The sequence below is a fragment of the Chishuiella changwenlii genome, assembly GCF_900142565.1.
Taxonomy (GTDB): domain Bacteria; phylum Bacteroidota; class Bacteroidia; order Flavobacteriales; family Weeksellaceae; genus Empedobacter; species Empedobacter changwenlii.
In genome coordinates this window covers 207,028-230,106 of sequence record NZ_FRBH01000002.1, presented here as the reverse complement: position 1 = coordinate 230,106, position 23,079 = coordinate 207,028, and the positions used below count along the sequence as shown (strand labels likewise).

Here is a 23,079-nt window from a genome sequence, read left to right as displayed (position 1 = left end):
ACCAAAAATTATGTTAAATGTTTCTAATTTATCGCTTCAATTCGGAAAGCGTGTACTTTTCGACGAAGTTAATATAAAATTTACAAATGGCAACTGTTATGGAATAATTGGTGCCAATGGAGCAGGAAAATCTACTTTCTTAAAAATATTATCAGGCGAAATTGATCCTACATCTGGGCAAGTAAGTTTAGAAAAAGGAAAACGTATGTCTGTCCTAGAACAGAATCACTTTAAATATGACGAATTCACAGTTTTAGATACTGTATTACGTGGAAATAAAGTATTATACGATATTAAAGAACGTATGGATGCTTTATATGCTAAACCAGATTTTTCTGAAGAAGATGGTATCAAAGCAGGTGAATTAGGCGTTGTTTATGAAGAAATGAACGGGTGGAATGCAGAATCTGATGCTGCTACATTATTATCTAATGTAGGAATTGATTCGGATATGCATTATACATTAATGGGAGATTTAGATAATAAAGCAAAAGTTCGTATTTTGATTGCGCAAGCTTTATTTGGAAATCCTGACGTGTTAATCTTAGATGAGCCTACCAATGAATTGGACGTTAATACAATTCAATGGTTAGAGGATTTCTTAGGTAATTTTGAAAACACAGTAATTGTTGTATCTCACGACCGTCACTTCTTAGATGCAGTTTGTACACATATCTGTGATTTAGATTTCTCTAAATTAAATCTATATTCTGGTAACTATACTTTTTGGTACGAATCTTCTCAGTTAGCTGCAAAACAACGTGCACAACAAAATAAAAAAGCAGAAGAAAAGAAAAAGGAATTACAAGATTTCATTGCTCGTTTCTCTTCTAACGTTGCAAAAGCGAAGCAAACAACTTCTCGTAAGAAAATGATCGATAAGTTAAATATTGAAGATATTAAACCTTCTTCTCGTCGTTACCCTGCTATTATTTGGGAACAATCTCGTGAAGCTGGAGATCAAATCTTAGAAGTAAACAATTTAGCTGCTTCTGTTGATGGTGAAGTTTTATTTAAAGATGCTACAATCAACCTTAAAAAAGGAGATAAAATTGGTATTTTCTCTAAAAACTCTAAAGCTGTTACTCAGTTTTTAGAAATTTTAGCTGGAAAAGCTCAACCAGATGCTGGAGATTTTACTTGGGGAATTACAACTACACAAGCATATTTACCATTAGATAATACAGATTTCTTTAAAGAAGATATTAATCTTGTAGATTGGTTACGTCAATATACAGAGTCTGACGAAGAGCGTCACGAAGAATTTATGCGTGGTTTCTTAGGAAAAATGTTATTCTCTGGAGACGAAGCGCTTAAAAAATCTTCTGTTTTATCTGGAGGAGAAAAAATGCGTTGTATGTTCTCTCGTATGATGTTATTACGTGCAAACGTATTATTATTAGACGAGCCAACAGGTCACTTAGACTTAGAATCTATTACTGCTTTAAACAACTCTTTAACTAACTTTAAAGGGACTGTTTTAATGGCATCTCATGACCACGAATTAATTCAAACAACTTGTAATCGTATTATCGAGTTAACACCAAATGGAATTATCGATCGTTACATGACGTATGATGAATTCTTAGATGATGCGAAAGTAAAAGAATTAAAAGCTAAATATTACGCTTAGAATTACACACTTTTTAATACAATAATATGAAGGCTGTTTTCTTTTTTGGAAGCAGCCTTTTTTAATATAATTTCGCTGGGTTTTATTAAATTTAATAAGATAATAATTCCTCTTCAATACTTCTGTTATAAAATTTTATACACTATACCTATAGCGCATCAATAAAGCATTTAGAGTGTTTTTTAATAAAAAATAATCAAATAATTTCTCTATTTTTGATAGGTTACACAAAAACAATTTTTAATTATAAAAACACATGAAAAAACTTCTATTATTAATTATTCTTACTAATGTATTTACATACGCACAAGTAGGTATTAACACTGTTTCACCTACAGAAACATTTGACAACAATGGAACTGCAAGACTAAGAAATCTTCCATTAAATGGTTCATCAAATGCTATTTCAACAGATCCTAGTGGAAATCATACCACAACTCCCAATCAAAGTTTTAATGCAATTAGAACAGTTGTTGCCGATGCAAATGGAGTTTTAGGTTACGTACAGCAAATTCCTTATCAGAACACTTTTTTTTCTTCAAGTCTAGCTGGACGACAAACGACTACATTACCACCACCTGCAGGAGGAACAAGTGGATTTACAACAATAATTTATCCAGGAGAAGAATCTGATCTTTCAAATTCGTTTAATCCAAGTACAGGTGTATTTACTGTACCTTCTGAAGGATTATACTTTTTTACAGCGTCTACACAATTTGATAATTCAGATCCAAGCACAACATCTGCTACACCAGATTTCCAAAGAATAGGATTTGCAATAGAAAGGCAAAGAACAGTTGGAGGCGTTCCTACAACAAATATAATTTCTCAACAATTTTTTCATATCATTACAAAAGTTTTTGCATCAAATATTAACGGTTCTATTTATTGTTTAGCTGGAGACAGAATTTATGTTAAGTTTAGTGCATTAACAGATCTTCCTAATGAAAGATATGCTGTTGCAGCGTCAAAATTCTTAGGTTGGAAAATTCAAATTTAAAAATATAATATTTATTACTATATCAAACATTAAAACAGTTTATAATTCAATCCAAAAACATATAATATTGGATTGAATTATAAACTATTATATTAAATGAAGTTTTACCCTCATTCATAACATCTTAAATAAAAAAGATTAACTTTGATTAAATATTTATTAATTAAATGATTGAAATTCCCTCAATACTACTTTATTTAATTTTAGCTGTGATGATTTTTTTAATCATTATGATTATATATTTAATTTATTCGTTAAGATCTGAAGAGAAGTTAAATATAAAACATACCCAACACCTAGATAATTTATCAACCAAAGTAGATGAATTAAAATTAGAAACATACGAAGCAAAATTAAACCCGCACTTATTTAAAAATATTTTAAATTCTATACAATCTAATGCTTATCAAACATATTATACGATAGATAAACTTTCTAGTGTTTTAGATTATATTTTATATGAGAGCAAAGGAAATTTCTCTACTATAAAAGATGAAATAGAATTTACAAAAGACTTTGTAGAAATTAATAAAGTAAAAGTTTCTCCATTATTTGATTTCCAAATAAAGATGAAAATAGATGAACAGTCTAATTATTTTCAAGAAAAAATTATTGCTCCTCTTATTTGCATCGATTTTATAGAAAATGCTTTTAAACACACAGATTTTCAGCAATCTAATTCGTTTATAAAAATTATTATCGAATTAAATAATCAAACATTTTCTTTAAAGGTTATTAATAAAATTTCACAGAAAAATAATCTAAAAAAAGAAACTGGTGGACATGGTAGTCAGTCATTAGAACACCGATTAAAAATGATTTATACAGATCATTTTTCGCTTTCAAAAACAATTGAACAAGATATTTTCACTGCTAACCTTTCAATTAATTTACATGAATTCTACACTAAAATGCATTCTCGTTGATGACGAGATTTTAGGTTTAAAATATCTAAAAATGCTATGCGAACAAATAGATGAAATAGAAGTTGTAAAAGCTTATGTTGATCCAGAATTATTTATTAATGATTTAGATCAACTTGAATTTGATTTTTGCATTCTAGATATAGAAATGCCAAAAATTAATGGTTTACAAGTTGCCAATTTATTAAAATTTAAACCGTTTATTTTCTCTACAGCATACAAAGAATATGCAATAGATGCTTTTGATTTAGATGCGATAGATTACATTCAAAAACCAATAAAAAAAGAACGATTAGCACAAGCTATTAATAAAATAAAAAAACATTTAGATTTTAATTCTGAATCAAAAAATAATTTTGTTCAATTAAATTCAGATAAAGGAAAAATTTTACTTCATTTTAATCAGATTGCTTACATTAAAACTTCTCCTATTGAGAGTAGGGATAAAATTGTTATTTATGATGATTTATCAGAATTAACTTTAAAAAATATAACCCTAGATAATTTGTTAGATATACTACCTAACAAAGATTTTATTAGAGTAAATAAGAGAGAGATAATCAACATTTACCGTATAAAATATTATAATAACGATAGTATCACTTTAAATATTAATTCACGAGAAGGAAAAGAGCTAAATTTAGTATTAAGTGAGGTTTATAAATCGAGTTTCATTTCTAGAATTTCGGTTTGATTACAAAATAAACCCAACTTGTTACATAATTATAGAAAAGGTTATTTTCTTTTCTAGTTTTTTCACAGTTTTGTACAAAAATATATCAACATGAAAAAGTATAAGAATACTCTATTTTATGTCGCAGTAATTGGTTTTTTTGCTGTTTTAATTTACTTTATTTCCCAACATGGTGTCACATTAGAAACTGGACGTAATGTACAACATGCACAATCTGGTAATAGTCAATGGACAGATTTTATCAACTCTATGATATTTAATCTTAAACATCCTTTGGCAATATTACTAGCACAAATTGTTACAATTATTCTTGCAGCTAGATTATTTGGTTGGATGTCTAATAAAATTGGTCAACCAGCAGTAATTGGAGAAATGATTGCCGGAATTGTTTTAGGTCCATCATTACTTGGAATGTATTTCCCTGAAATATCTTCTACATTATTTCCAAAGGAATCCTTAGGAAACATTCAATTCTTAAGCCAAATAGGTTTAATTTTCTTTATGTATACCATAGGTATGGAATTGGATTTAAAAATTCTTAAAAACAAAGCGCATGAAGCTGTTGTTATAAGCCATGCAAGTATAATATTTCCATTTGCATTAGGTATGGGATTAGCATACTTTATTTACCAAGAGTTTGCCCCTGCAAATGCTCCGTTTTTATCTTTTGCATTATTTACAGGAATATCTATGAGTGTTACAGCATTCCCCGTTTTAGCCAGAATTGTACAAGAACGAGGAATACATAAAACAAAATTAGGTACTATTGCAATTACTTGTGCTGCAGCAGATGATATTACGGCTTGGTGTATACTTGCAGTTGTAATTGCTATTGTTAAAGCAGGAGACTTCGGAAGTGCACTTTATGTAATTTTATTAGCAGTAGGTTATGTATTATTTATGATAAAAATAGTTAGACCATTCTTACATAGAATATCAACTATTTATCCTACAAAATCTACAATTACTAGACCTATTATTGCTATTTTCTTTTTGGTTTTAATTCTTTCTTCTTACGCTACAGAAGTAATTGGAATACACGCATTATTTGGAGCTTTTATGGCTGGAGCAATTATGCCAGACAATATGAAATTCAGAAATATTTTCATAGAAAAAGTTGAAGACGTTGCTGTAGTTGTATTATTACCATTGTTTTTTGTTTATACTGGTTTAAGAACTGAAATAGGATTATTAAATGATCCACATTTATGGAAAATTACTGGTCTTATTATATTAGTTGCCGTAACAGGAAAATTTGTTGGTAGTGCATTAGCCGCAAAATTCGTAGGACAAAACTGGAGAGAAAGTTTAGTTATTGGTGCCTTAATGAATACAAGAGGTTTAATGGAATTAATTGTTCTTAATATTGGATATGATTTAGGTGTTTTAGATGCTGAAATTTTTGCAATGCTAGTTATCATGGCATTAATAACAACATTTATGACAGGTCCATTAATTGATTTTATTGATAAAATATTTAAACATAAAAGCGATGAACAGATTTTAGAGATTAGTGCTCAACCTAAATATAAAATCTTACTTAATTTTAACAGTCCTGATAAAGGAAAAGCTTTATTAAGAATTGCTAATGCATTTATAAAAAAGGATAACGAGAATTCTCTAATAACAGGAATGCACATTTTAAAAAGTTCTGATATAGAACATCATGCTTTAGAAGAAAGAGAAAGTAAATTTTTCGCTCCATTAATTGAAGAAGCAGAAAACTTACAACAAAACGTTACGACAATGTTTAAAGTTTCTACTGATACAATACAAGAAACAATAGATGTTGCGCAGAAAGGAGATTACGATTTAATGCTAACGAGTGTTAGAAACTCTATCTACTCTGGGTCATTCTTAGGAAACATATTAGGTTTTACAACAAAAATAATTGATCCTGATATCTTAATAGAACAAGTAAAAGGTAGAGAAAATATGTTCGATCATTCTGCTTTTGATGAAAGAACAAAGCAATTGCTAAATAAAACAAACATTCCCGTTGGAATCGTTTTAGAAAAAGGAATTGAAAAAGTTGAAAAAGTTTTTCTTCCTCTTTTTGGTAATAATGATGCTGATTTATTAAAATATGCGCAACGATTAATATCAAACAACGAAGCTCAAATTATTATTGTTGATGTTAGTGGGTACACAAAAAAGCATTCAGAGGTAAAAGAAATTATTAGAAGTATAGAAAATATTGCTCCTAATCATATAAGTCTTTTATACAAACAATCTTTAGATAAAGAATTCTTAGAAGAAATGGATTTAATGATTGTAAGTATAGAAAGTTGGAGAAACCTTATAGAAACTAAGAGTATTTGGATTTCTAATGTTCCTACAACTCTTATTATTGCTGAATAACAAGAGTTTAAACCGCTTAAAACCTAACTAAACACTATTATTTTTTAAAAGAAAAAGGCTGTCTAATTTAGACAGCCTTTTCATATTATAAGAAAAATGATATTTTATTAAACATCAATTTTTGCATAATGTGCATTTTGTTCAATAAACTCACGACGAGGTGGTACATCATCTCCCATTAACATAGAGAACACACGATCTGCTTCTGTAGCATTGTCTATTGTTACTTTGCGTAATGTTCTAAATTCTGGGTTAAGCGTTGTATCCCATAATTGTTCTGCGTTCATCTCTCCAAGACCTTTGTATCGTTGAATAGTAACTCCTTTTCCAGAACCATCTGTAGAGAATTCGTTTGTTAAACGTTCACGGTCTTTATCGTCCCACGCATATTCTGCTTTTGCTCCTTTTTTAATTAAATATAAAGGCGGCGTTGCAATATAAATATGTCCTTGCTCTATTAATTCTTTCATATAACGAAAGAAGAATGTTAAGATTAATGTCGAGATGTGAGAACCATCGACATCGGCATCGGTCATAATTACAACTTTATGGTAACGCAACTTTGTTAAGTTTAATGCTTTAGAATCTTCTTCAGTTCCAATTGTTACACCTAAAGCTGTATAGATATTTTTAATCTCTTCGTTATCTAATACTTTATGTGCCATCGCTTTCTCTACATTCAAAATCTTACCACGTAATGGTAAAATAGCTTGAAAATGACGATCACGACCTTGTTTTGCAGTACCTCCGGCAGAATCTCCCTCGACAAGGAATAATTCAGACTCTTCTGGTTTACGAGAAGAACAGTCAGCTAATTTTCCTGGTAAACCGCTTCCTCCCATTGGATTTTTACGTTGTACCATTTCTCTAGCTTTCTTAGCTGCCTGACGAGCTTTTGCTGCTAAAATTACTTTATCAACAATTTGTTTAGCTTCATTAGGATTCTCTTCTAAGAAATTAGTTAACATTTCTGCCACAATTTTATCCACTGCAGGAGAAACTTCTGAGTTTCCTAATTTTGTTTTTGTTTGCCCTTCAAATTGAGGCTCCATAACTTTAACAGAAATTACAGCTGTTAAACCTTCACGGAAATCATCACCTACAATTTCTACTTTTTCTTTTGCAAGATTAAAGTTTTCTTCGGCATATTTTTTTAATGTACGTGTTAATGCACGGCGGAAACCAGATAAGTGAGTTCCTCCTTCGTGTGTATTAATGTTATTTACGTACGAGTGTACATTCTCATTATAAGATGTATTGTATCGCATAGCAACCTCAACTGGAATATTATCACGTTCTCCTTCCATAAAGATTACTTTATCCATAATAGCCTCACGACTACCATCAATAAACTCAACAAATTCTTTTAAACCTTCTTCAGAATGAAAAGTTTCAGAAACAAAATTACCATCAGCATCTTTTTCACGTTCGTCTATTAATGTGATATTAATTCCTTTGTTTAAGAAAGATAACTCACGTAAACGATTCGCTAATGTATTGTAATTATATGTTTGTACTTCTTGAAAAATAGTATCATCTGGTGTAAAAGTAACGGTTGTACCATTTTTATCTGTAGTACCAATTTCTTTTACATCATACAAAGGTTTTCCTTTAGAATATTCTTGAATGTATTTTTTACCATTCTTAAATACTTCTGCAGATAAGTGGTTAGAAAGCGCATTAACACAAGAAACTCCAACACCATGTAAACCTCCAGATACTTTATAAGTATCTTTATCAAATTTACCTCCTGCTCCAATTTTAGTCATTACAACCTCTAATGCAGATTTACCTTCTTTTTTATGTAAATCTACAGGAATTCCTCGTCCATTATCTTCTACACGAATAGAATTTCCTTCTAGAATTGTTACTTTAATTGTATCACAATATCCTGCTAAAGCTTCATCAATAGAGTTATCAACAACTTCGTAAACTAAGTGGTGTAATCCTCTAACTCCGACGTCTCCAATGTACATCGAAGGACGAAGACGAACGTGCTCCATACCTTCTAACGCTTGGATATTATCCGCCGTATATGTATTATTACTCATATATATTTCTAACTTTTTTAAACAAACAAATATAATGATTTTTAATGAGAAAACCTCGTTAAAAAGAACTTAAAGTATAAGAAATTCAGATAGTTTTAGATAATGAAATGGATAAGTTTTTATTTTTAATTCTTTAATAATCTTGGTAAGATAAAAAACAAAAAATATTTTTTTATAATTATTTACACATCAATAAAATATCCGATTAAACGATTGGTAATCAAATTATTATTTTATTTATTTATTATTATTATATATTTTTGAATTATATAAATAATTAAATAAACCTAATGAAAAAACTACTACCTACCTTAGTAATTATTTGTTCAATATTGTCATGTCAAGACGAAATTTCTAATGAAATTAAAGAACAGTATAATTCAAACCAACAACAAAATGGAAGTATAATAGAGGGTAGATTATTCTTTAAATCAGAAGAGGATTTTAGAGAATATCATTCTAATCTTGATTCTAAAGAAATAGATCAAATTTCAAATGAAATGGAGACAAAACTATACTCTAAAAATTTCATTTCTTTAGTACCATACATTTCTGAACATAGTACACCATCTGTTGTCGAAAAAATATCTAAATCATATTCAAATTCTATACCTGAAGATGATATATTAGAACACTTTGATGATTTAGAAGATATATTAGGAGATGATTTATTCGCTTCCCTATTAAACTCAAATTCTGAAATTCAAATAGGTGATGATATATACAAGTATACTGATCAGGGTTTATTTATTGTAAATAAAGATAAATATAATAATTTAGAAAAATTTATTTTAAATTATGATGTTCACTCTTTAAATGACGTCCAAAATATTCAAAAATTTAAAAATCGATTAGATTATAATCCTAGTGGAGGTTTAGTTCAATTAGAGGATGGAATTTCTCATTACATTAATTATTCAGATGATAACTTTGAAGAAAATTCTAAAGATTCAAAAAATCATAAAATATCAAATCGTAATAATTTTGATTTAGAATCTATTGCCAATAATTTAGCTGAATGTAATCTAAAATCTCCTTTTCTAGGAAATCTTTTTGGAACAACAAAGGTATGTATCAATAGATATCAAAGAAGAAGAAGAGTTAAACTTAAATATTATAATGTAGATTTAAAACTTGTATATGCTATAGGCATTAAGGTTAAAAATCAAAGAAGACATGTTTTATGGTTCAATGAAAGAGCTGAAAAAATAGTTTTAGGTATTAATAGTATTACTTGGGGATTTCATCATAAAAGTGATTTTTCAAAAATTAGGAACTTGAGATTAAGTGGAGTTGCCACATATTTTGTGAATAATATTTCAACTTCTAATAATCCTTATCATGTATCTGGAAGACAAATATTTAAAGATAATGGTTTTGGTCAAATAACACACGTAAGTCCTTATTACTCTCCAAAGCTACCTTTTGAAAAGAAATTAAAATTAGATGCTGTTGTTGAATTTGCTTTAGACAACAGATTAATTAAAAATGAAGAAGATGCTAGATTTGCATTTTACAAATTTGCATATGGAAAAGTTGAAGGTTTATTAAACCAATTAGGAAATGATAGGCTAAAAAGAGTCGGAGTTGTCATGATAACTCCTGATGACTATTGGGTTCAATTTTATGATTTTTCTAATTCTTGTAATTCTTGTAGAAGATTAGAACATGTATTTGATTGGGGGATAATGACTCCAACTTTCACATATAATTTTGGTGCAGGTTCTGGTTCACAAGATATAAATATTAAATCTTTCTCTGGAGATTTAAAAAAATCAAATGTTTTAGGAATAAGTGCCTTTGGAATGATAAAGAATTCTAATAATTGGCATGGAAATAAGTTTAATTTAGGTATTAAAAAATAAACTGTATGAAAATCAATCTAGCAATTACAACTTTTATTTTATTACTATTCACCTCTTGTGCTTTAGTCCCTTCTATTTATAATACTTCATATTTAGTAGATAGTAGTACAAGTAATTTAAAAATAAATACTAAAAAAGGAAAATGGCTACTTTGTGAAGCAAATATTTCGCCATCTATTCACAAGCAAGTAGTTTCTGAAACTAAAAATTTATTAACATCTAAATTAGATGAAAGACTCTTATTTCATACTGAGTCAAATATTATAATTCCAAATCCATTAAGTTTTGATGTTAATGAAGAAATATTAACAGATATAAAAAATGGAAATGATTTTGACTATCTAATAGTTTTAGATGTTGATATTAAGAAAAATGATTTCTCTAATTATTCCTTGATTCCTGCTACTGATAGAAATGCTCAAAAAAAAGTTATTAGTAGAGTTAATATTTATGATTTAAACACAAAAAAATTAATTTACAACAAACAAGTACAAGGAATTATCTCTGCAAAGAATAATCCTAATGAAGATACTTCTAGACCTGTTTATACCAAAAATATTGATAAACTAAACTTAAAAACATTTAGAAAATTTTTAAAAATATTATCTAACGATTTAGAAACACTTAATTAAAAAATGAAAAAAATACTACCTTTCATAGCTATTCTTATAATGTTAAGTAGCTATACAAATGCACAAGAATCTCATATCGAAAAATCTTATTATTCAATTCAAACAGGTTTTCTGGGAGTTTGGGTAAACAATGAATCTAAAATAGGAGATAAATTTGCGTTAAGATCAGAAATTGGTTTTGATAGCGGTATATGGGGCGGAAGTTATTACGACAAAACTGGTTTTATTATGACACCTGTAATTACTGTAGAACCTAGATTATACTATAATTTAGACAAACGTAAACAGCAAAATAAAAACATCAAGCGTAATGCTGGAAATTTTTTATCTGTAAAAACAAGCTATCATCCAGATTGGTTTACAATTTCTAACACTAATAATTTAAATGTCATTAGTGATATAAGTATTATTCCTACATGGGGAATAAAAAGAAATATTGGATTCTCTAATTTTAATTATGAAATAGGAATAGGTGCTGGTTATCAATATATTTTTAGCAATTCTAATCGCCCAGCTAAAAGTGATATAATGTATAATCTAAATTTGAGAATAGGATATTCTTTCTAAGAAATAAAAAAACGAAGCGAATGCTTCGTTTTTTTATTTATATATTTTTAATTGCTTCTCTAAATATCTTTTTTCTCTAAGTAAACTACTTTCTTTGTTTCAAAGAAATCTTCTTCGAAAAAATTCTGAATATCAAATAAAACAGCATTTGGAAAATCAGCTAATTCTTCCGTTAAATCTCCTCCTTTTAGATATAATAAGCCATTTGGAAATGGATTAATAGCTTCTTTCTTAAATTTACCTCTTATCCATTCAGCAAATCGTGGCATTGCTGTTACAGCTCTAGAAACAACAAAATCGTATTTATCTTTTAACTCCTCTGCTCTCTTTTGTTCAGCTTTTACATTTGTTAAACCTAAACCATCTGCAACGCCTTGCACTACTTTTATTTTTTTACCAATAGAATCTACTAAATGAAACTGAACATTAGGAAATAAAATTGCTAGCGGGATACCTGGTAAACCTCCTCCTGTTCCTACATCAAGGACATGAGAACCATCTGCAAACTCCATAACTTTAGCTATTGCCAAAGAATGTAAAATATGATTTACATAAATTTCGTCTATATCTTTTCTAGATACAACATTTATCTGATCATTCCATTCTTTATACAAATCACCTACTCTAGAAAATTGATCTATTTGTGTCTCTGTAAGAGTTGGAAAGTATTTTAAAATTAATTCTACCATCTAATTAAATGATTTCAGAAACACGTTCGCAAATATAATCTAACAAGTTTATATCATCTTTTGTAAAAGGATCTATTGTATGAGAGTCTATATCTATTTGTCCTACATTCTCACCATCCTTAAAAATAGGGACTACTATTTCTGCTTTTGTCTCTATAGAACAAGCTAAATAGTTATCTTGTGCATAAACATCTGGTACAACAAATGTCTCATTAGATTCTGCTACTTGACCACATATACCTTTTCCATAAGGAATAATGATATGATCTGTTTCTGCACCAACATATGGTCCTAATTTTAACTCGTTTTTATCTCCATTCTTAAAATAAAAACCAACCCAATTATAATATGAAATTTCATCACTTAATAATTGACATATTTTTTGAAGTTTTTCTTCCGAAGAAATCGCGCTATCAATAATTACATCAACGCGTTTATGTAAATTTTGCATTTGCTCTATTTATTATAAAAAGCAAATTTATTGATTAATCACAACTTAATCAAAAAGATGATGTTTTTGATTTATATTTGTTTTAATATTTTTAACCTATATGAAAGAATTTAAACCTTTAATCCTATTTCTTGCAAGATTTTTAGGAACATATATTGTTCTAAGTTTATTGTATAAACTATACTTAGATCAGTATCTACCATTTAAAAATCCAGATCCTATAACAAAGTTTACTTCTGATGCATCTGCTTATTTTTTAAATCTATTTGGTCATGTTTCATATTCTAATATTGCTATTCACAGACCATGGATGAGATTAGTTCTAGACGGACAAGTTGCATCAATTGTAAATGAGGGTTGTAATGCCATTTCTGTTGTTATTATTTTTGTATCGTTTATTATTGCTTTTTATACCAATCTAAAACAGACTTTATTATTTATTTTAGGAGGATTAGTAACATTATTTGTGATGAATATTTCTCGTATTATAATGTTAAACTATATTTTTAGATATCATTATGAAGAGTATGGTAAAATAGCACATGACTACCTATTTCCTGCAATTATATATGGTACAATTGTTATTTTATGGATTATTTGGGTAAGATTTTTTGTAACTAAACAAATAAAGAAAAATGCCAAATAAATATATTCGCTACACGATAGCTTTTTTACTAATTTTAGGATTAGTTTTAGTAAGAAGATTTGAGGATTCTTTATTCTATGATCCTTTAATTAATTATTTTCATACAGTTGGACATTTTATTTTTCCAGAAATAGATATGGCTAAATTTAACGCAAGTACAACACTCCGCTTTGCTATTAATGCGTTATTAACAGTTCTAATTATTTGGTTTATTTTCTGGAATAGAAGCTATGTAAGGTTCTCTATTTTAGTTTTAATTATAAGTTTTATTATTCTTTTACCACTATATAATTATCTTATTTCAACAAAGTTTTCTTCTGGAGAAATGATTTTCTTTTATGTGAGGAGATTCCTAATTCAGCCAATTTTTGTTTTAATATTAATTCCTTGTTTTTATTATCAAGAAATCCAACATAAAAAAAGAGATGAAAATTAATTTTCATCTCTTTATAATTTATAATAACTGAGATTATAACCCAGAATCTCTTTTAAATTGCTCTGCATCTAATTTAGCTTGCTCTTTTGCTGCTAATTCTTGCGCTCTTTGTTCAGCAATTTTTCTTTTTTCTTCTTCAGCAATTTTAGCGTTTGCTTTATTTTCTGCTTTATATTTATAAAGCCATCCTAAAAAACCACCAAAAATAAATCCGATCCCTGCTCCTCCAGTTATTCCTACTAAAAATTCTTTGTTAGAAAACAACCTCGAAACATCAAGACTTGTAAAATAATAAATTGTTGCACTTATTGCAATCAATAAAACTCCAATAATCGTAGAATATGTCATAGTAGTGTATATTTTTTGGTTAAAATAAATCTTGGTTTATTCTTTGTCTAACAGCTTCATACATAATTGCTCCACAAGCAACAGAAACATTTAATGATGCTGTTTGTCCAGTCATAGGCAATTTAATAATTTTATCTGAGATTTTCAAAATAGAATCAGAAACTCCATCTTCTTCACTTCCCATAACAATTGCTGTAGGCACAGAGAAATCTGCATCGTAAATATATTCAGCTGATTTTTCTGAGGCACTAAAAACAGAAATTCCAGCAGATTGTAAATATTTTATAATATTAACTAAATTCCCTTCTTTACAAACAGGAATGTTATATAAAGCTCCCGTAGAAGTTTTTATTGCATCTGCATTTACAGAAGCAGAACCTTTTGCAGGAATAATAATAGCATCAACACCAACACATTCTGCAGTACGAGCAATTGCACCAAAATTTCTTACATCAGACACACGATCTAAGATTAAAATAAATGGTGTTTTTCCTTTTTCCCAGATTTGTGGTAAAACATTTTCGATAGAATCAAACTCTATAGGAGAAATAAATGCATAAACTCCTTGGTGATTTTTTCCAGTAAAACGATTCAGTTTTTCTAAAGGAACATAACTTACAGGAATTTCGTATTCAGTTACTAATTTTCTCAATTCTGAGAAAGTTTCTCCTTGTAAACCTTTTTGAATAAAAATTTTATCGATTGTCTTTCCTGCTTCAATCGCTTCTATTACTGGTCTTAAACCAAAAATCCCTGCTTCGTTTTTCATAGTTGCAAAGATAAGGTATTTATGTTATTAGATATAAATTTGAAGGTAAAAAGGTTTAATTTTGCAAAAAAATAAAAACTATGAATACCATTAATCAGAACTATGACACCTTTTACAGAAGAATTATCGCAAGGTGTATAGATTTTATAATTTTTGCATTTTTAAATGTAATTCTATCTTTTATAGTTTCTTTATTCAATAAACCTAGAACTATGAATTTAGTTATCTCAGAAGACAATGATCCAAAAATCGAAGTAAGTAATGTGGAAGATTTAAGCTTTGTAACTGATTGGTTTATGCATAATAATTTCTACATAACCTTATTATTCATTCTATATATGATTATTACAAATTACTATTTTGGCAAATCACTCGGAAAAATGTGTACAAGTGTAAGAGTTATGAACATTGATGAAATAAGTAAACTATCTTTTTCCCAAGCTATTAAAAGAAGTTTATTCGGAATTATTTACCTTCCTATTCTCTACTTTTATGAAGATAATTTATTTGTTATTATAGCTGTTTTTATCTATTTTATTTTAAATTGTTTTCATGTTTTAAGTAATAAGAAAAACTTAACTTTTGAAGATGTTTTTGCAAAAACAATTGCCATAAGACATTAAATAGAATTATTTAATTAATCTCTTCCTTAACTGTATTAAATACTTTGGTAAACTTAAATATAAAAGTGAACCTAATATAATTAACGATATAAGTGAAATTAAATTTAGTCTAATGTGAATAATTTTTGATACAAAAACAGTGATTAACACAATATTAAAAAAGGTTTGAAAATAGAAATGTTCTGTTATTTTTCTTCCAAAACCAGATTTACTGCGAGAAGAAATAAACATAAAAAGAACTAAAATTGTAAGAATTAAACTGATTTTCATTCTAAAAAATTCACTAAATTTGAGGAGTTAAATATACTCCAAAATGCAACAGTATCACGATTTATGTAAAAAAGTATTAGCCGAAGGCGCTTTTAAAGAGGACAGAACAGGAACAGGAACAAAAAGTATTTTTGGTTATCAAATGCGTTTTGATTTGTCGGAAGGCTTTCCTTTGGTTACAACTAAAAAATTACATTTAAAATCTATTATTTACGAATTATTATGGTTCTTAAAAGGTGATACAAATATTGATTATTTAACCGAAAATGGTGTTAGAATTTGGAACGAATGGGCAGATGAAAATGGAAATTTAGGACCTGTTTATGGACATCAATGGCGTTCTTGGGGAAAACAAAACGGAGAAACAATTGATCAGATAAAAGTTGCTATTGATCAAATAAAAAATAATCCAGATTCTCGAAGAATCATTGTATCAGCATGGAATGTTGGAGAGTTAGATCAAATGGCATTGGCTCCTTGTCATGCATTTTTTCAATTTTATGTAAATGATGGTAAATTATCATTACAATTATACCAACGTAGTGCAGATATTTTCTTAGGTGTTCCATTTAATATAGCTTCTTATGCATTATTACAAATGATGGTTGCACAAGTTTGCGATTTACAAGTTGGTGATTTTATACACACATTTGGAGATGCTCATATTTATAAAAACCATTTTGAACAAGTAGAATTACAATTAACTCGTGAACCTTTCCCGTTACCAACAATGAAAATAAATCCTAATGTAAAGGATATTTTCGATTTTAAATTTGAAGATTTTGAATTAATAAATTATCAAGCACATCCACACATAAAAGGAATTGTGGCAATATAAAAACCAAAATTATGATATAAAACCTAAACTACTACCAACATGATTAAAACATTTTTCTTTACCTCTCTTGCAGGACTTTCTTTAGCAATATTTTCTTGCGTTGAGCAACCTGTGAAAGACGAAAACAACAAAGTATTACTTGAGCTTATGAATAAGCGACTAGAAGTTGCTCCTTCAGTCGCAAAAAGTAAATGGAATACTAAAGCTCCAATTAATGATCCTATTCGAGAAAAAACTATCTTAGATAGTGTTGAGGCTAGAGCTTCTAGAATGGGACTTGACAAACATTTTGCTAGAGATTTTTTTCAAGCTCAATTTGAAGCTGGAAAGAAAGTTCAAACTCAATTACATGAAAAATGGGAAAAAGAAGCACAACCTCCCTTTGATCCTACCATTAACCTCGCAACTGAAGTACGCCCAGTATTAGACAGTTTAACTCCTTTATTATTAGTAGAATTAAAAAAAATACAATTAGCTAATAATAAGCAATCATTTGAGAATTTTAAAAAGTCTGCTCGAAACATCATACATACTGAATTTGATGATAATGTTGTAGAAATTGCTATTAAACCTATTAAATCGCATTTAAAATAAAATTTAAATCAACTTATAAACTAAATACCTATGAAAAAAAATCTATTATTTATATCACTATTAGTGGTATCAACAAGTGTAATGTATGCACAAAATAGACCTCAAAAAAAGATAGAAAAAACTGTCAATTCTTCTAAAAAGAAATTAGATTTACACTTACTCGAATCTCAGCTTTCTTCTAACTTATCAAGAAAAAGTAAAAACATTACAGTTTCTATTCCGAATGAAAAGCAACAAAATGAACAATTTGTTTTAATTGAAAGGGATATTCTAGCTCCTAAATTAAAAGAAAAATTTCCGAATATTAAATCCTATTATGGTTATTCTACGACTAATCCTTTAAGGAAAATTAGTTTAGGTTATTCTCCAAAAGGTATTAATGCTATGATATATGATAATAAGGATCAATATATTATAGAAAAAAAAGAAAATGATTATTTCTTAACAGAAACTAAAGACTTACCAAATTTAGAAAAATTTAATTGTGGAACAGAACATATTAACAGCCCACTCCCAATAAGTAAAGCAAATAAAACCACTCAAACCACAGAAAATAAACAACATAACAATCCTCTGTTTTATCGCAAATATAGGTTAGCTATTGCAACTGATTATTCGTACAATAAACATTTTGCTAAAGAAGGAGAAGAACCAACATTAGAAGATTCTTTTAATGCTGTTAACGAACTTCTAACTTTTATATCTCCTATTTTTGAAAATGAATTATCCCTATCATTCCAATTAGTTGATGGCTTAGATAAAGTTACTTTCCTAACAGAAGAAAGTAGCCCGTATAATTATGAGAATGAACAAAGTATAATCATGGACCTTATTTATGAAAATCAAAAACAATTGGATGAAAAAATTGGTGACGAAAACTATGATCTAGGATTTTTACTTACTGGTATAATTAGGGGACCTGCTGCAGGTGTTGGTCGTTTACGAGGTGCTTGCTATGAAACGTATAAAGGGCAAAGTTTTTCGGGACATACTTTTAATCCTAAAGGTTATGATTTTTCTTTAGTTGTAACACATGAAATAGCACATCTATTAGGAGCTGAACATACCTATTCTAATATTGACGGAACCAGTAAAACAAAAGAAATTGGGAGTGGTGTAACCATAATGGGATATCCAAATGTTACACCTAACCATAATGTTCAAGACAAACGTGTACCACAATTCCATAACTCTAGTGTAAAAGATATAAATAATTTTATTACTACACGAAGTTGTGGAATCATGTCTCCTAGTAATAATACCCCTCCAATTGCAAATGCGGGAAAAGATTATACTATTCCTAAAGGAACAGCTTTTAAATTAATAGGTATAGCTTCTGACAAAGATAATGACAATTTAACCTATTCGTGGGAGCAAGACGATACGCTTATTAATCATGAAAAGAACGTATTTCAAAATCCTAGTAGACGAAATACTGAAGGTGCTAATTTTAGAGTTTACGAACATCATACGAATCCCGTACAGTATTTCCCTCCATTAGAGTATGTTCTAAACAACCAATTGTATTCTACTTGGAATACAATATCGGAAATACCAAGAGAATTAAATTTTGTTTTTCATGTAAGAGATAATCAGCCAGGAGGTGGACAAATTGCTATGGATGCAAATAAAGTAAAAATAACAAACGATGGTCCTTTTAAAATAACAAATATTAATCTTAACCAATCATTTAAAACAGGCGAAACGTTTACAATAAAATGGGATGTAGCTGGTACAAATACTGGAGAAATTAATACAAAAAATGTTCATATTAAATTAACTACTGATAATGGTGAAACATTTACAACATTAGTAGAATCTACTCCAAATATTGGACATGCTACAATTAATTTACCGGCTGATTTAAAAGCTGAAAAAGCGAATATTATTATAGAAGCCATTGATAATATTTATTACGCTACTAGCCCTTTTATCGCTATTGGATATGAAGTTTCTTTAAGTTGCAAAACCTATAGTAATACTGAACCTGTAGTAGCTAAAGTTGGAACATATCATCTTTCTACTATTCCCATTACAGATCAAACACAACCAATAGAAGATTTTTCCTTATTTCTTGATGCTGATTCATCTAAAATACTTATGCTATTTGAGAAAATGGGAGTAGATGATGAAAAACAATATGTATGGGAAAGAGGTAATTGCGAAGAAGATTTTGCAATGAACTATAAATTTAATAGCTATGGAGAAAATCCATTTCATAATTGTGGGGTAAATGGTGTTACAATTAATAGTAATAATTTTGATTCAAAAAGATACATCTCTCAAGATGCTAACGGAGAATATTTGTTCATACTTGATTTTGGTGTTACTGAAGAAGAAAGAGAAATTACCGTTAATAAGTATGGTATTGAGCTTTGTTTTCGTGAAACAACTACTTTAAATGTTTCAGATCCTATAAAAACACAAGAAGTATTTGTTTACCCAAATCCTACAGATGGTTTGTTTAAAGTTAGAATGACTACTAAAACAAATAAAATTACAGCTAATATCATCAACATGGCTGGACAGGTCATGATGACAAAACAATTTGATGTAATGAATAATAAAGTAGATCAGAGCATTGATGCAAAACACCTCCCTAAAGGTGTTTATATCGTGGAAATAAAAGACGGAAATCAATCTCAAACTAAAAAATTAATCATTAAATAAAATCATTAATTCCACAACATCAAAAACCTCATTTTAATAATGGGGTTTTATTATAATAATAAAAAAATAAAAATATTCTAACCGTATTTTATGAATCTCAATTATTTAATAGAAAATAAATTATTTGAGAAATAATAAACATCTATTTAATAATAGGTTAGGTATTAAAATAAAAGAACAAACTAGAAATTTTATATTCTTTTTAAATACCTTTGTAATAACCAATTTACAAAAAGCCTATGAAAAAAATTTTATTTATTACATCACTTCTCGTGATGGGAATGACTTCTGTATATGCACAGAATAGGCCTCATAAACCTACTGAACATTCTATTCGTTCTTTAAAAGGTAAATTAGATTTGAGTTTGCTTGAATCACAGCTTTCTTCTAACTTATCAAGAAAAAGTAAAAACATTACTGTTTCTATTCCGAATAAGAATAATCAAAATGAACAGTTTGTACTAATAGAAAGAGATATTCTAGCTCCTAAATTAAAAGAAAAATTTCCTCAAATTAAATCCTATTATGGTTATTCTACGACTAATCCATCAAAGAAAATTAGTTTAGGTTACTCTCCTAAAGGTATTAATGCTATGATAAATGATAATAAAGATCGATATATCATAGAAAAAAAAGATAATAATTACTACATAATTAATAGTGAAAACTTACCAAACCTTAAAAATTTTCATTGTGGAAATGATATCGTAAAAAAGAAGTCTAATCTAAATAAAAAAATACAAGAAGATGAGCTAACTAATAACCCTCCAATTTATCGTAAATATAGATTAGCTATTTCAACAGACTATAGTTACAATACCTATTTTACAGAAGAAGGCGAAGAACCTACATTGGAAGCATCGATTGCTGCAGTTAACGAAACTTTAACTTATATTCTTCCTATCTACGAAAATGATTTATCTATTTCTTTCGAATTGGTTGATAATTTAGATAAGGTTACTTTCCTTACAGAAGAAAGTAATCCTTACCAGTATGATAAGCTAGAAGAATTAAACCCAGAAGTACAAAAACAACTAGATGAAAATATTGGTTCTGATAATTATGATCTAGGAATCTTATTTACAAATTCTGTTGCAGGCGGAGAAGCAGCTGATATGGGTGTTGTTTGTAATCCACTAAAAAAAGGAGGAAGTTATACTGGTTACGACCCTTTCAATACATATATACCTGAAGGTTATACCTTTGCAATGATTGCTGCACACGAAATAGGACATACATTTGGAGCCTATCATACACATGCTGCATATGAGAACAGTGGATTTGATGCTAACCGAGAAGTAGGAAGTGGTGTCACAATAATGTCTTATGTTGGTACATTAGCAGAATTTAATATACAAAACACCTTTATTCCTCAATTTCATAATTTTAGTATTCGACAAATCAATCATTATCTAAACTCACAAAGTTGTGGCATCATATCACCTAGTAATAATACGCCTCCTATTGCAAATGCAGGACAAGACTACACCATTCCAAAAGGAACAGCTTTTAAATTAATAGGAACAGCTTCTGATGCAGATAATGATAACTTAACCTATTCTTGGGAGCAAGATAACCCTGTAACTCCAAATGGAGGCGATATCACCCCTAGAAAAGATTTTACCGCTGGACCTAATTTTAGAATATACGAGCATAGTCCTAATCCTGAAAAACATTTTCCACCTTTAGAATATGTTCTAAACAACCAATTGTATTCTACTTGGAATATGACATCTGATGTCCCAAGAGATTTAAATTTTGTTTTCTTAGCAAGAGATAATCAAGCTACTGGTGGACAAGTAGCTATGAATCCTAATAAAGTTAAAATAACAAATGATGGTCCTTTTAAAATAACGAACATTAATCTTAACCAATCATTCCAAATTGGAGAAACATACACATTAAAATGGGATGTTGCAGGAACTAATGGTGGAGAAATTAATACACAAAATGTACGTATAAAATTAACAACTGATAATGGTAAAACATTTACAACATTAGTAGAATCTACTCCAAATATTGGGAATGCTACAATTAATTTACCAGCAGATTTAAAAGCTGAAAAAGCGAATATTATTATAGAAGCTATTGATAATATTTATTAAGCTTCTAGCCCATTTATTGCGATAGGATACGAAGTTTCTTTAAATTGTAAAACATACATCAAAAATGAATCTATACTCGTTTCACACGAAGCAGATGTTAATACTAGTTTATTTATTACAAACGAAACAAGACCAATAGAAGATATTTCTTTACTTGCAGAAGCAGACTCATCTAATATAAACCTATTATTTAAAAAAACTGGAGTGGATGAAGACTTTCAATTTATATGGCAAAAAAACTGTAAAAACAATACATTAGATTATAAATTCAATCGTTTTGGAGAAAGTCCATTTGTAAATTGTGGTATAAATGGAGCTACGATTACTGGATCTCCTCTAGATTTTAAACAATATTTATCTAAAAATTCAGATGGAGAATATATTTTCCAATTCACTTTAAACGAAATTACTCCTGATGATGATGATGATGATGATGATGATGAAATTCCAAAAGATGTCACTGTTAATAAAGTTGGTATTGAGCTTTGTTTTCGTGAAACAACTACTTTAAATGTTTCAGATCCTATAAAAACACAAGAAGTATTTGTTTACCCAAATCCTACAGATGGTTTGTTTAAAGTTAGAATGACTACTAAAACAAATAAAATTACAGCTAATATCATCAACATGGCTGGACAGGTCATGATGACAAAACAATTTGATGTAATGAATAATAAAGTAGATCAGAGCATTGATGCAAAACACCTCCCTAAAGGTGTTTATATCGTGGAAATAAAAGACGGAAATCAATCTCAAACTAAAAAATTAATCATTAAATAAAATCATTAATTCCACAACATCAAAAACCTCATTAGTATAATGAGGTTTTGTTTTTTATATGGAAATAAAAAGATATTCTAACCTTATTTTATGAATCTAAATTATTTAATAAAAAATAAAATATTTTAAAAATA

21 protein-coding genes are annotated in these 23,079 nt (G+C 28.6%); 16 read left to right on the top strand and 5 right to left on the bottom strand.

The window, feature by feature from the left end; all coding sequences use genetic code 11:
* Positions 1–10 precede the first annotated feature (10 nt).
* The 5 genes from BUA86_RS02725 to BUA86_RS02705 all read left to right on the top strand — a co-directional run bounded on the left by BUA86_RS02725 (position 11) and on the right by BUA86_RS02705 (position 6,611).
* Entirely contained in the window at positions 11–1,633 is a 1,623-nt protein-coding gene (locus BUA86_RS02725) for an ABC-F family ATP-binding cassette domain-containing protein (protein ID WP_072929612.1), read from the top strand.
* Between the two features lie 256 nt (positions 1,634–1,889).
* Positions 1,890–2,633, top strand: a complete 744-nt coding sequence (locus tag BUA86_RS02720; protein WP_072929610.1) for a complement C1q domain-containing protein — start codon at positions 1,890–1,892, stop codon at positions 2,631–2,633.
* A 230-nt stretch (positions 2,634–2,863) separates the two neighbouring features.
* Positions 2,864–3,559, top strand: a complete 696-nt coding sequence (locus BUA86_RS02715; RefSeq protein WP_083580281.1) for a histidine kinase — start codon at positions 2,864–2,866, stop codon at positions 3,557–3,559.
* Entirely contained in the window at positions 3,528–4,250 is a 723-nt protein-coding gene (locus BUA86_RS02710; RefSeq protein WP_072929606.1) for a LytR/AlgR family response regulator transcription factor, read from the top strand. The genes BUA86_RS02715 and BUA86_RS02710 overlap by 32 nt, the downstream gene beginning before the upstream one ends.
* Before the next feature lie 90 nt (positions 4,251–4,340).
* On the top strand, positions 4,341–6,611 hold the full coding sequence (locus tag BUA86_RS02705; RefSeq protein ID WP_072929604.1) for a cation:proton antiporter: 2,271 nt from the start codon (positions 4,341–4,343) through the stop codon (positions 6,609–6,611).
* Positions 6,612–6,718: 107 nt separating this feature from the next.
* On the opposite strand, the gene gyrB is transcribed toward BUA86_RS02705, so the two are convergent.
* Complete coding sequence (gyrB, locus tag BUA86_RS02700) at positions 6,719–8,662, bottom strand: DNA topoisomerase (ATP-hydrolyzing) subunit B (protein WP_072929602.1); 1,944 nt, start codon at positions 8,660–8,662, stop codon at positions 6,719–6,721.
* Positions 8,663–8,952: 290 nt separating this feature from the next.
* Between gyrB and BUA86_RS02695 the strand changes: the two genes are divergently transcribed.
* The 3 genes from BUA86_RS02695 to BUA86_RS02685 are packed head-to-tail and all read left to right on the top strand — an operon-like array spanning position 8,953 to position 11,726.
* Positions 8,953–10,527, top strand: a complete 1,575-nt coding sequence (locus tag BUA86_RS02695; RefSeq protein WP_143147220.1) for a hypothetical protein — start codon at positions 8,953–8,955, stop codon at positions 10,525–10,527.
* Positions 10,528–10,532: 5 nt separating this feature from the next.
* Positions 10,533–11,159 carry a hypothetical protein gene (locus tag BUA86_RS02690; protein ID WP_072929598.1) on the top strand — a complete coding sequence of 209 codons (627 nt, stop codon included), beginning with the start codon at positions 10,533–10,535 and terminating at the stop codon, positions 11,157–11,159.
* Positions 11,160–11,162: 3 nt separating this feature from the next.
* Positions 11,163–11,726, top strand: a complete 564-nt coding sequence (locus BUA86_RS02685; protein WP_072929597.1) for a hypothetical protein — start codon at positions 11,163–11,165, stop codon at positions 11,724–11,726.
* Positions 11,727–11,785: 59 nt separating this feature from the next.
* Here the strand turns inward: BUA86_RS02685 and rsmG are convergent, their stop codons facing one another.
* Together rsmG and BUA86_RS02675 are read right to left on the bottom strand one after the other, a co-directional pair.
* Positions 11,786–12,415, bottom strand: a complete 630-nt coding sequence (gene rsmG / locus BUA86_RS02680) for a 16S rRNA (guanine(527)-N(7))-methyltransferase RsmG (RefSeq protein WP_072929595.1) — start codon at positions 12,413–12,415, stop codon at positions 11,786–11,788.
* Between the two features lie 4 nt (positions 12,416–12,419).
* Positions 12,420–12,866, bottom strand: a complete 447-nt coding sequence (locus tag BUA86_RS02675) for a GAF domain-containing protein (RefSeq protein ID WP_072929593.1) — start codon at positions 12,864–12,866, stop codon at positions 12,420–12,422.
* Positions 12,867–12,966: 100 nt separating this feature from the next.
* On the opposite strand from BUA86_RS02675, the gene xrtF reads away from it, so the two are divergent.
* Both xrtF and BUA86_RS02665 read left to right on the top strand, forming a co-directional pair.
* Complete coding sequence (gene xrtF / locus BUA86_RS02670; protein ID WP_072929591.1) at positions 12,967–13,512, top strand: exosortase family protein XrtF; 546 nt, start codon at positions 12,967–12,969, stop codon at positions 13,510–13,512.
* A complete protein-coding gene (locus BUA86_RS02665) occupies positions 13,502–13,948 on the top strand; it encodes an exosortase F system-associated membrane protein (protein WP_072929589.1) in 447 nt (148 codons plus the stop codon). The genes xrtF and BUA86_RS02665 overlap by 11 nt, the downstream gene beginning before the upstream one ends.
* A gap of 33 nt (positions 13,949–13,981) precedes the next feature.
* Here BUA86_RS02665 and BUA86_RS02660 read toward each other — a convergent pair whose 3' ends face one another.
* Positions 13,982–14,296: a hypothetical protein gene (locus BUA86_RS02660; RefSeq protein ID WP_072929588.1), complete on the bottom strand. Its 315-nt coding sequence runs from the start codon at positions 14,294–14,296 to the stop codon at positions 13,982–13,984.
* A gap of 19 nt (positions 14,297–14,315) precedes the next feature.
* Positions 14,316–15,065, bottom strand: coding sequence for a 23S rRNA (guanosine(2251)-2'-O)-methyltransferase RlmB (rlmB, locus tag BUA86_RS02655; protein ID WP_072929586.1), 750 nt, complete (start codon positions 15,063–15,065; stop codon positions 14,316–14,318).
* Positions 15,066–15,145: 80 nt separating this feature from the next.
* Here rlmB and BUA86_RS02650 point away from each other — a divergent pair, with 80 nt between their 5' ends.
* From BUA86_RS02650 to BUA86_RS02625, 6 genes are all read left to right on the top strand, one after another.
* The gene (locus BUA86_RS02650) at positions 15,146–15,688 is read left to right on the top strand and encodes an RDD family protein (RefSeq protein WP_072929584.1); all 543 of its coding nucleotides are present in this window, start codon (positions 15,146–15,148) and stop codon (positions 15,686–15,688) included.
* Between the two features lie 313 nt (positions 15,689–16,001).
* Positions 16,002–16,796 carry a thymidylate synthase gene (locus BUA86_RS02645; RefSeq protein ID WP_072929583.1) on the top strand — a complete coding sequence of 265 codons (795 nt, stop codon included), beginning with the start codon at positions 16,002–16,004 and terminating at the stop codon, positions 16,794–16,796.
* Between the two features lie 39 nt (positions 16,797–16,835).
* Positions 16,836–17,390, top strand: a complete 555-nt coding sequence (gene aroQ / locus BUA86_RS02640) for a gamma subclass chorismate mutase AroQ (RefSeq protein ID WP_072929581.1) — start codon at positions 16,836–16,838, stop codon at positions 17,388–17,390.
* Positions 17,391–17,420: 30 nt separating this feature from the next.
* Positions 17,421–20,060 carry a reprolysin-like metallopeptidase gene (locus BUA86_RS02635; RefSeq protein ID WP_083580277.1) on the top strand — a complete coding sequence of 880 codons (2,640 nt, stop codon included), beginning with the start codon at positions 17,421–17,423 and terminating at the stop codon, positions 20,058–20,060.
* Between the two features lie 239 nt (positions 20,061–20,299).
* The gene (locus BUA86_RS02630) at positions 20,300–22,165 is read left to right on the top strand and encodes a reprolysin-like metallopeptidase (protein WP_083580276.1); all 1,866 of its coding nucleotides are present in this window, start codon (positions 20,300–20,302) and stop codon (positions 22,163–22,165) included.
* 204 nt (positions 22,166–22,369) lie between these two features.
* Positions 22,370–22,945, top strand: a complete 576-nt coding sequence (locus BUA86_RS02625; RefSeq protein ID WP_072929577.1) for a T9SS type A sorting domain-containing protein — start codon at positions 22,370–22,372, stop codon at positions 22,943–22,945.
* Positions 22,946–23,079: the final 134 nt, after the last annotated feature.

Excerpts from the sequence above, each read along its gene's own strand:
- BUA86_RS02720 (WP_072929610.1), top strand. The coding sequence starts at position 1,890 with ATGAAAAAACTTCTATTATTAATTATTCTTACTAATGTATTTACATAC.
- BUA86_RS02665 (WP_072929589.1), top strand. The coding sequence starts at position 13,502 with ATGCCAAATAAATATATTCGCTACACGATAGCTTTTTTACTAATTTTA.
- BUA86_RS02705 (WP_072929604.1), top strand. The coding sequence starts at position 4,341 with ATGAAAAAGTATAAGAATACTCTATTTTATGTCGCAGTAATTGGTTTT.
- aroQ (WP_072929581.1), top strand. The coding sequence starts at position 16,836 with ATGATTAAAACATTTTTCTTTACCTCTCTTGCAGGACTTTCTTTAGCA.
- BUA86_RS02710 (WP_072929606.1), top strand. The coding sequence starts at position 3,528 with ATGAATTCTACACTAAAATGCATTCTCGTTGATGACGAGATTTTAGGT.
- BUA86_RS02715 (WP_083580281.1), top strand. The coding sequence starts at position 2,864 with ATGATTATATATTTAATTTATTCGTTAAGATCTGAAGAGAAGTTAAAT.
- BUA86_RS02630 (WP_083580276.1), top strand. The coding sequence starts at position 20,300 with ATGAAAAAAATTTTATTTATTACATCACTTCTCGTGATGGGAATGACT.
- BUA86_RS02725 (WP_072929612.1), top strand. The coding sequence starts at position 11 with ATGTTAAATGTTTCTAATTTATCGCTTCAATTCGGAAAGCGTGTACTT.
- rsmG (WP_072929595.1), bottom strand. The coding sequence starts at position 12,415 with ATGGTAGAATTAATTTTAAAATACTTTCCAACTCTTACAGAGACACAA.
- BUA86_RS02650 (WP_072929584.1), top strand. The coding sequence starts at position 15,146 with ATGAATACCATTAATCAGAACTATGACACCTTTTACAGAAGAATTATC.
- BUA86_RS02690 (WP_072929598.1), top strand. The coding sequence starts at position 10,533 with ATGAAAATCAATCTAGCAATTACAACTTTTATTTTATTACTATTCACC.
- BUA86_RS02660 (WP_072929588.1), bottom strand. The coding sequence starts at position 14,296 with ATGACATATTCTACGATTATTGGAGTTTTATTGATTGCAATAAGTGCA.
- BUA86_RS02645 (WP_072929583.1), top strand. The coding sequence starts at position 16,002 with ATGCAACAGTATCACGATTTATGTAAAAAAGTATTAGCCGAAGGCGCT.
- gyrB (WP_072929602.1), bottom strand. The coding sequence starts at position 8,662 with ATGAGTAATAATACATATACGGCGGATAATATCCAAGCGTTAGAAGGT.
- xrtF (WP_072929591.1), top strand. The coding sequence starts at position 12,967 with ATGAAAGAATTTAAACCTTTAATCCTATTTCTTGCAAGATTTTTAGGA.
- BUA86_RS02685 (WP_072929597.1), top strand. The coding sequence starts at position 11,163 with ATGAAAAAAATACTACCTTTCATAGCTATTCTTATAATGTTAAGTAGC.
- BUA86_RS02635 (WP_083580277.1), top strand. The coding sequence starts at position 17,421 with ATGAAAAAAAATCTATTATTTATATCACTATTAGTGGTATCAACAAGT.
- BUA86_RS02695 (WP_143147220.1), top strand. The coding sequence starts at position 8,953 with ATGAAAAAACTACTACCTACCTTAGTAATTATTTGTTCAATATTGTCA.
- rlmB (WP_072929586.1), bottom strand. The coding sequence starts at position 15,065 with ATGAAAAACGAAGCAGGGATTTTTGGTTTAAGACCAGTAATAGAAGCG.
- BUA86_RS02675 (WP_072929593.1), bottom strand. The coding sequence starts at position 12,866 with ATGCAAAATTTACATAAACGCGTTGATGTAATTATTGATAGCGCGATT.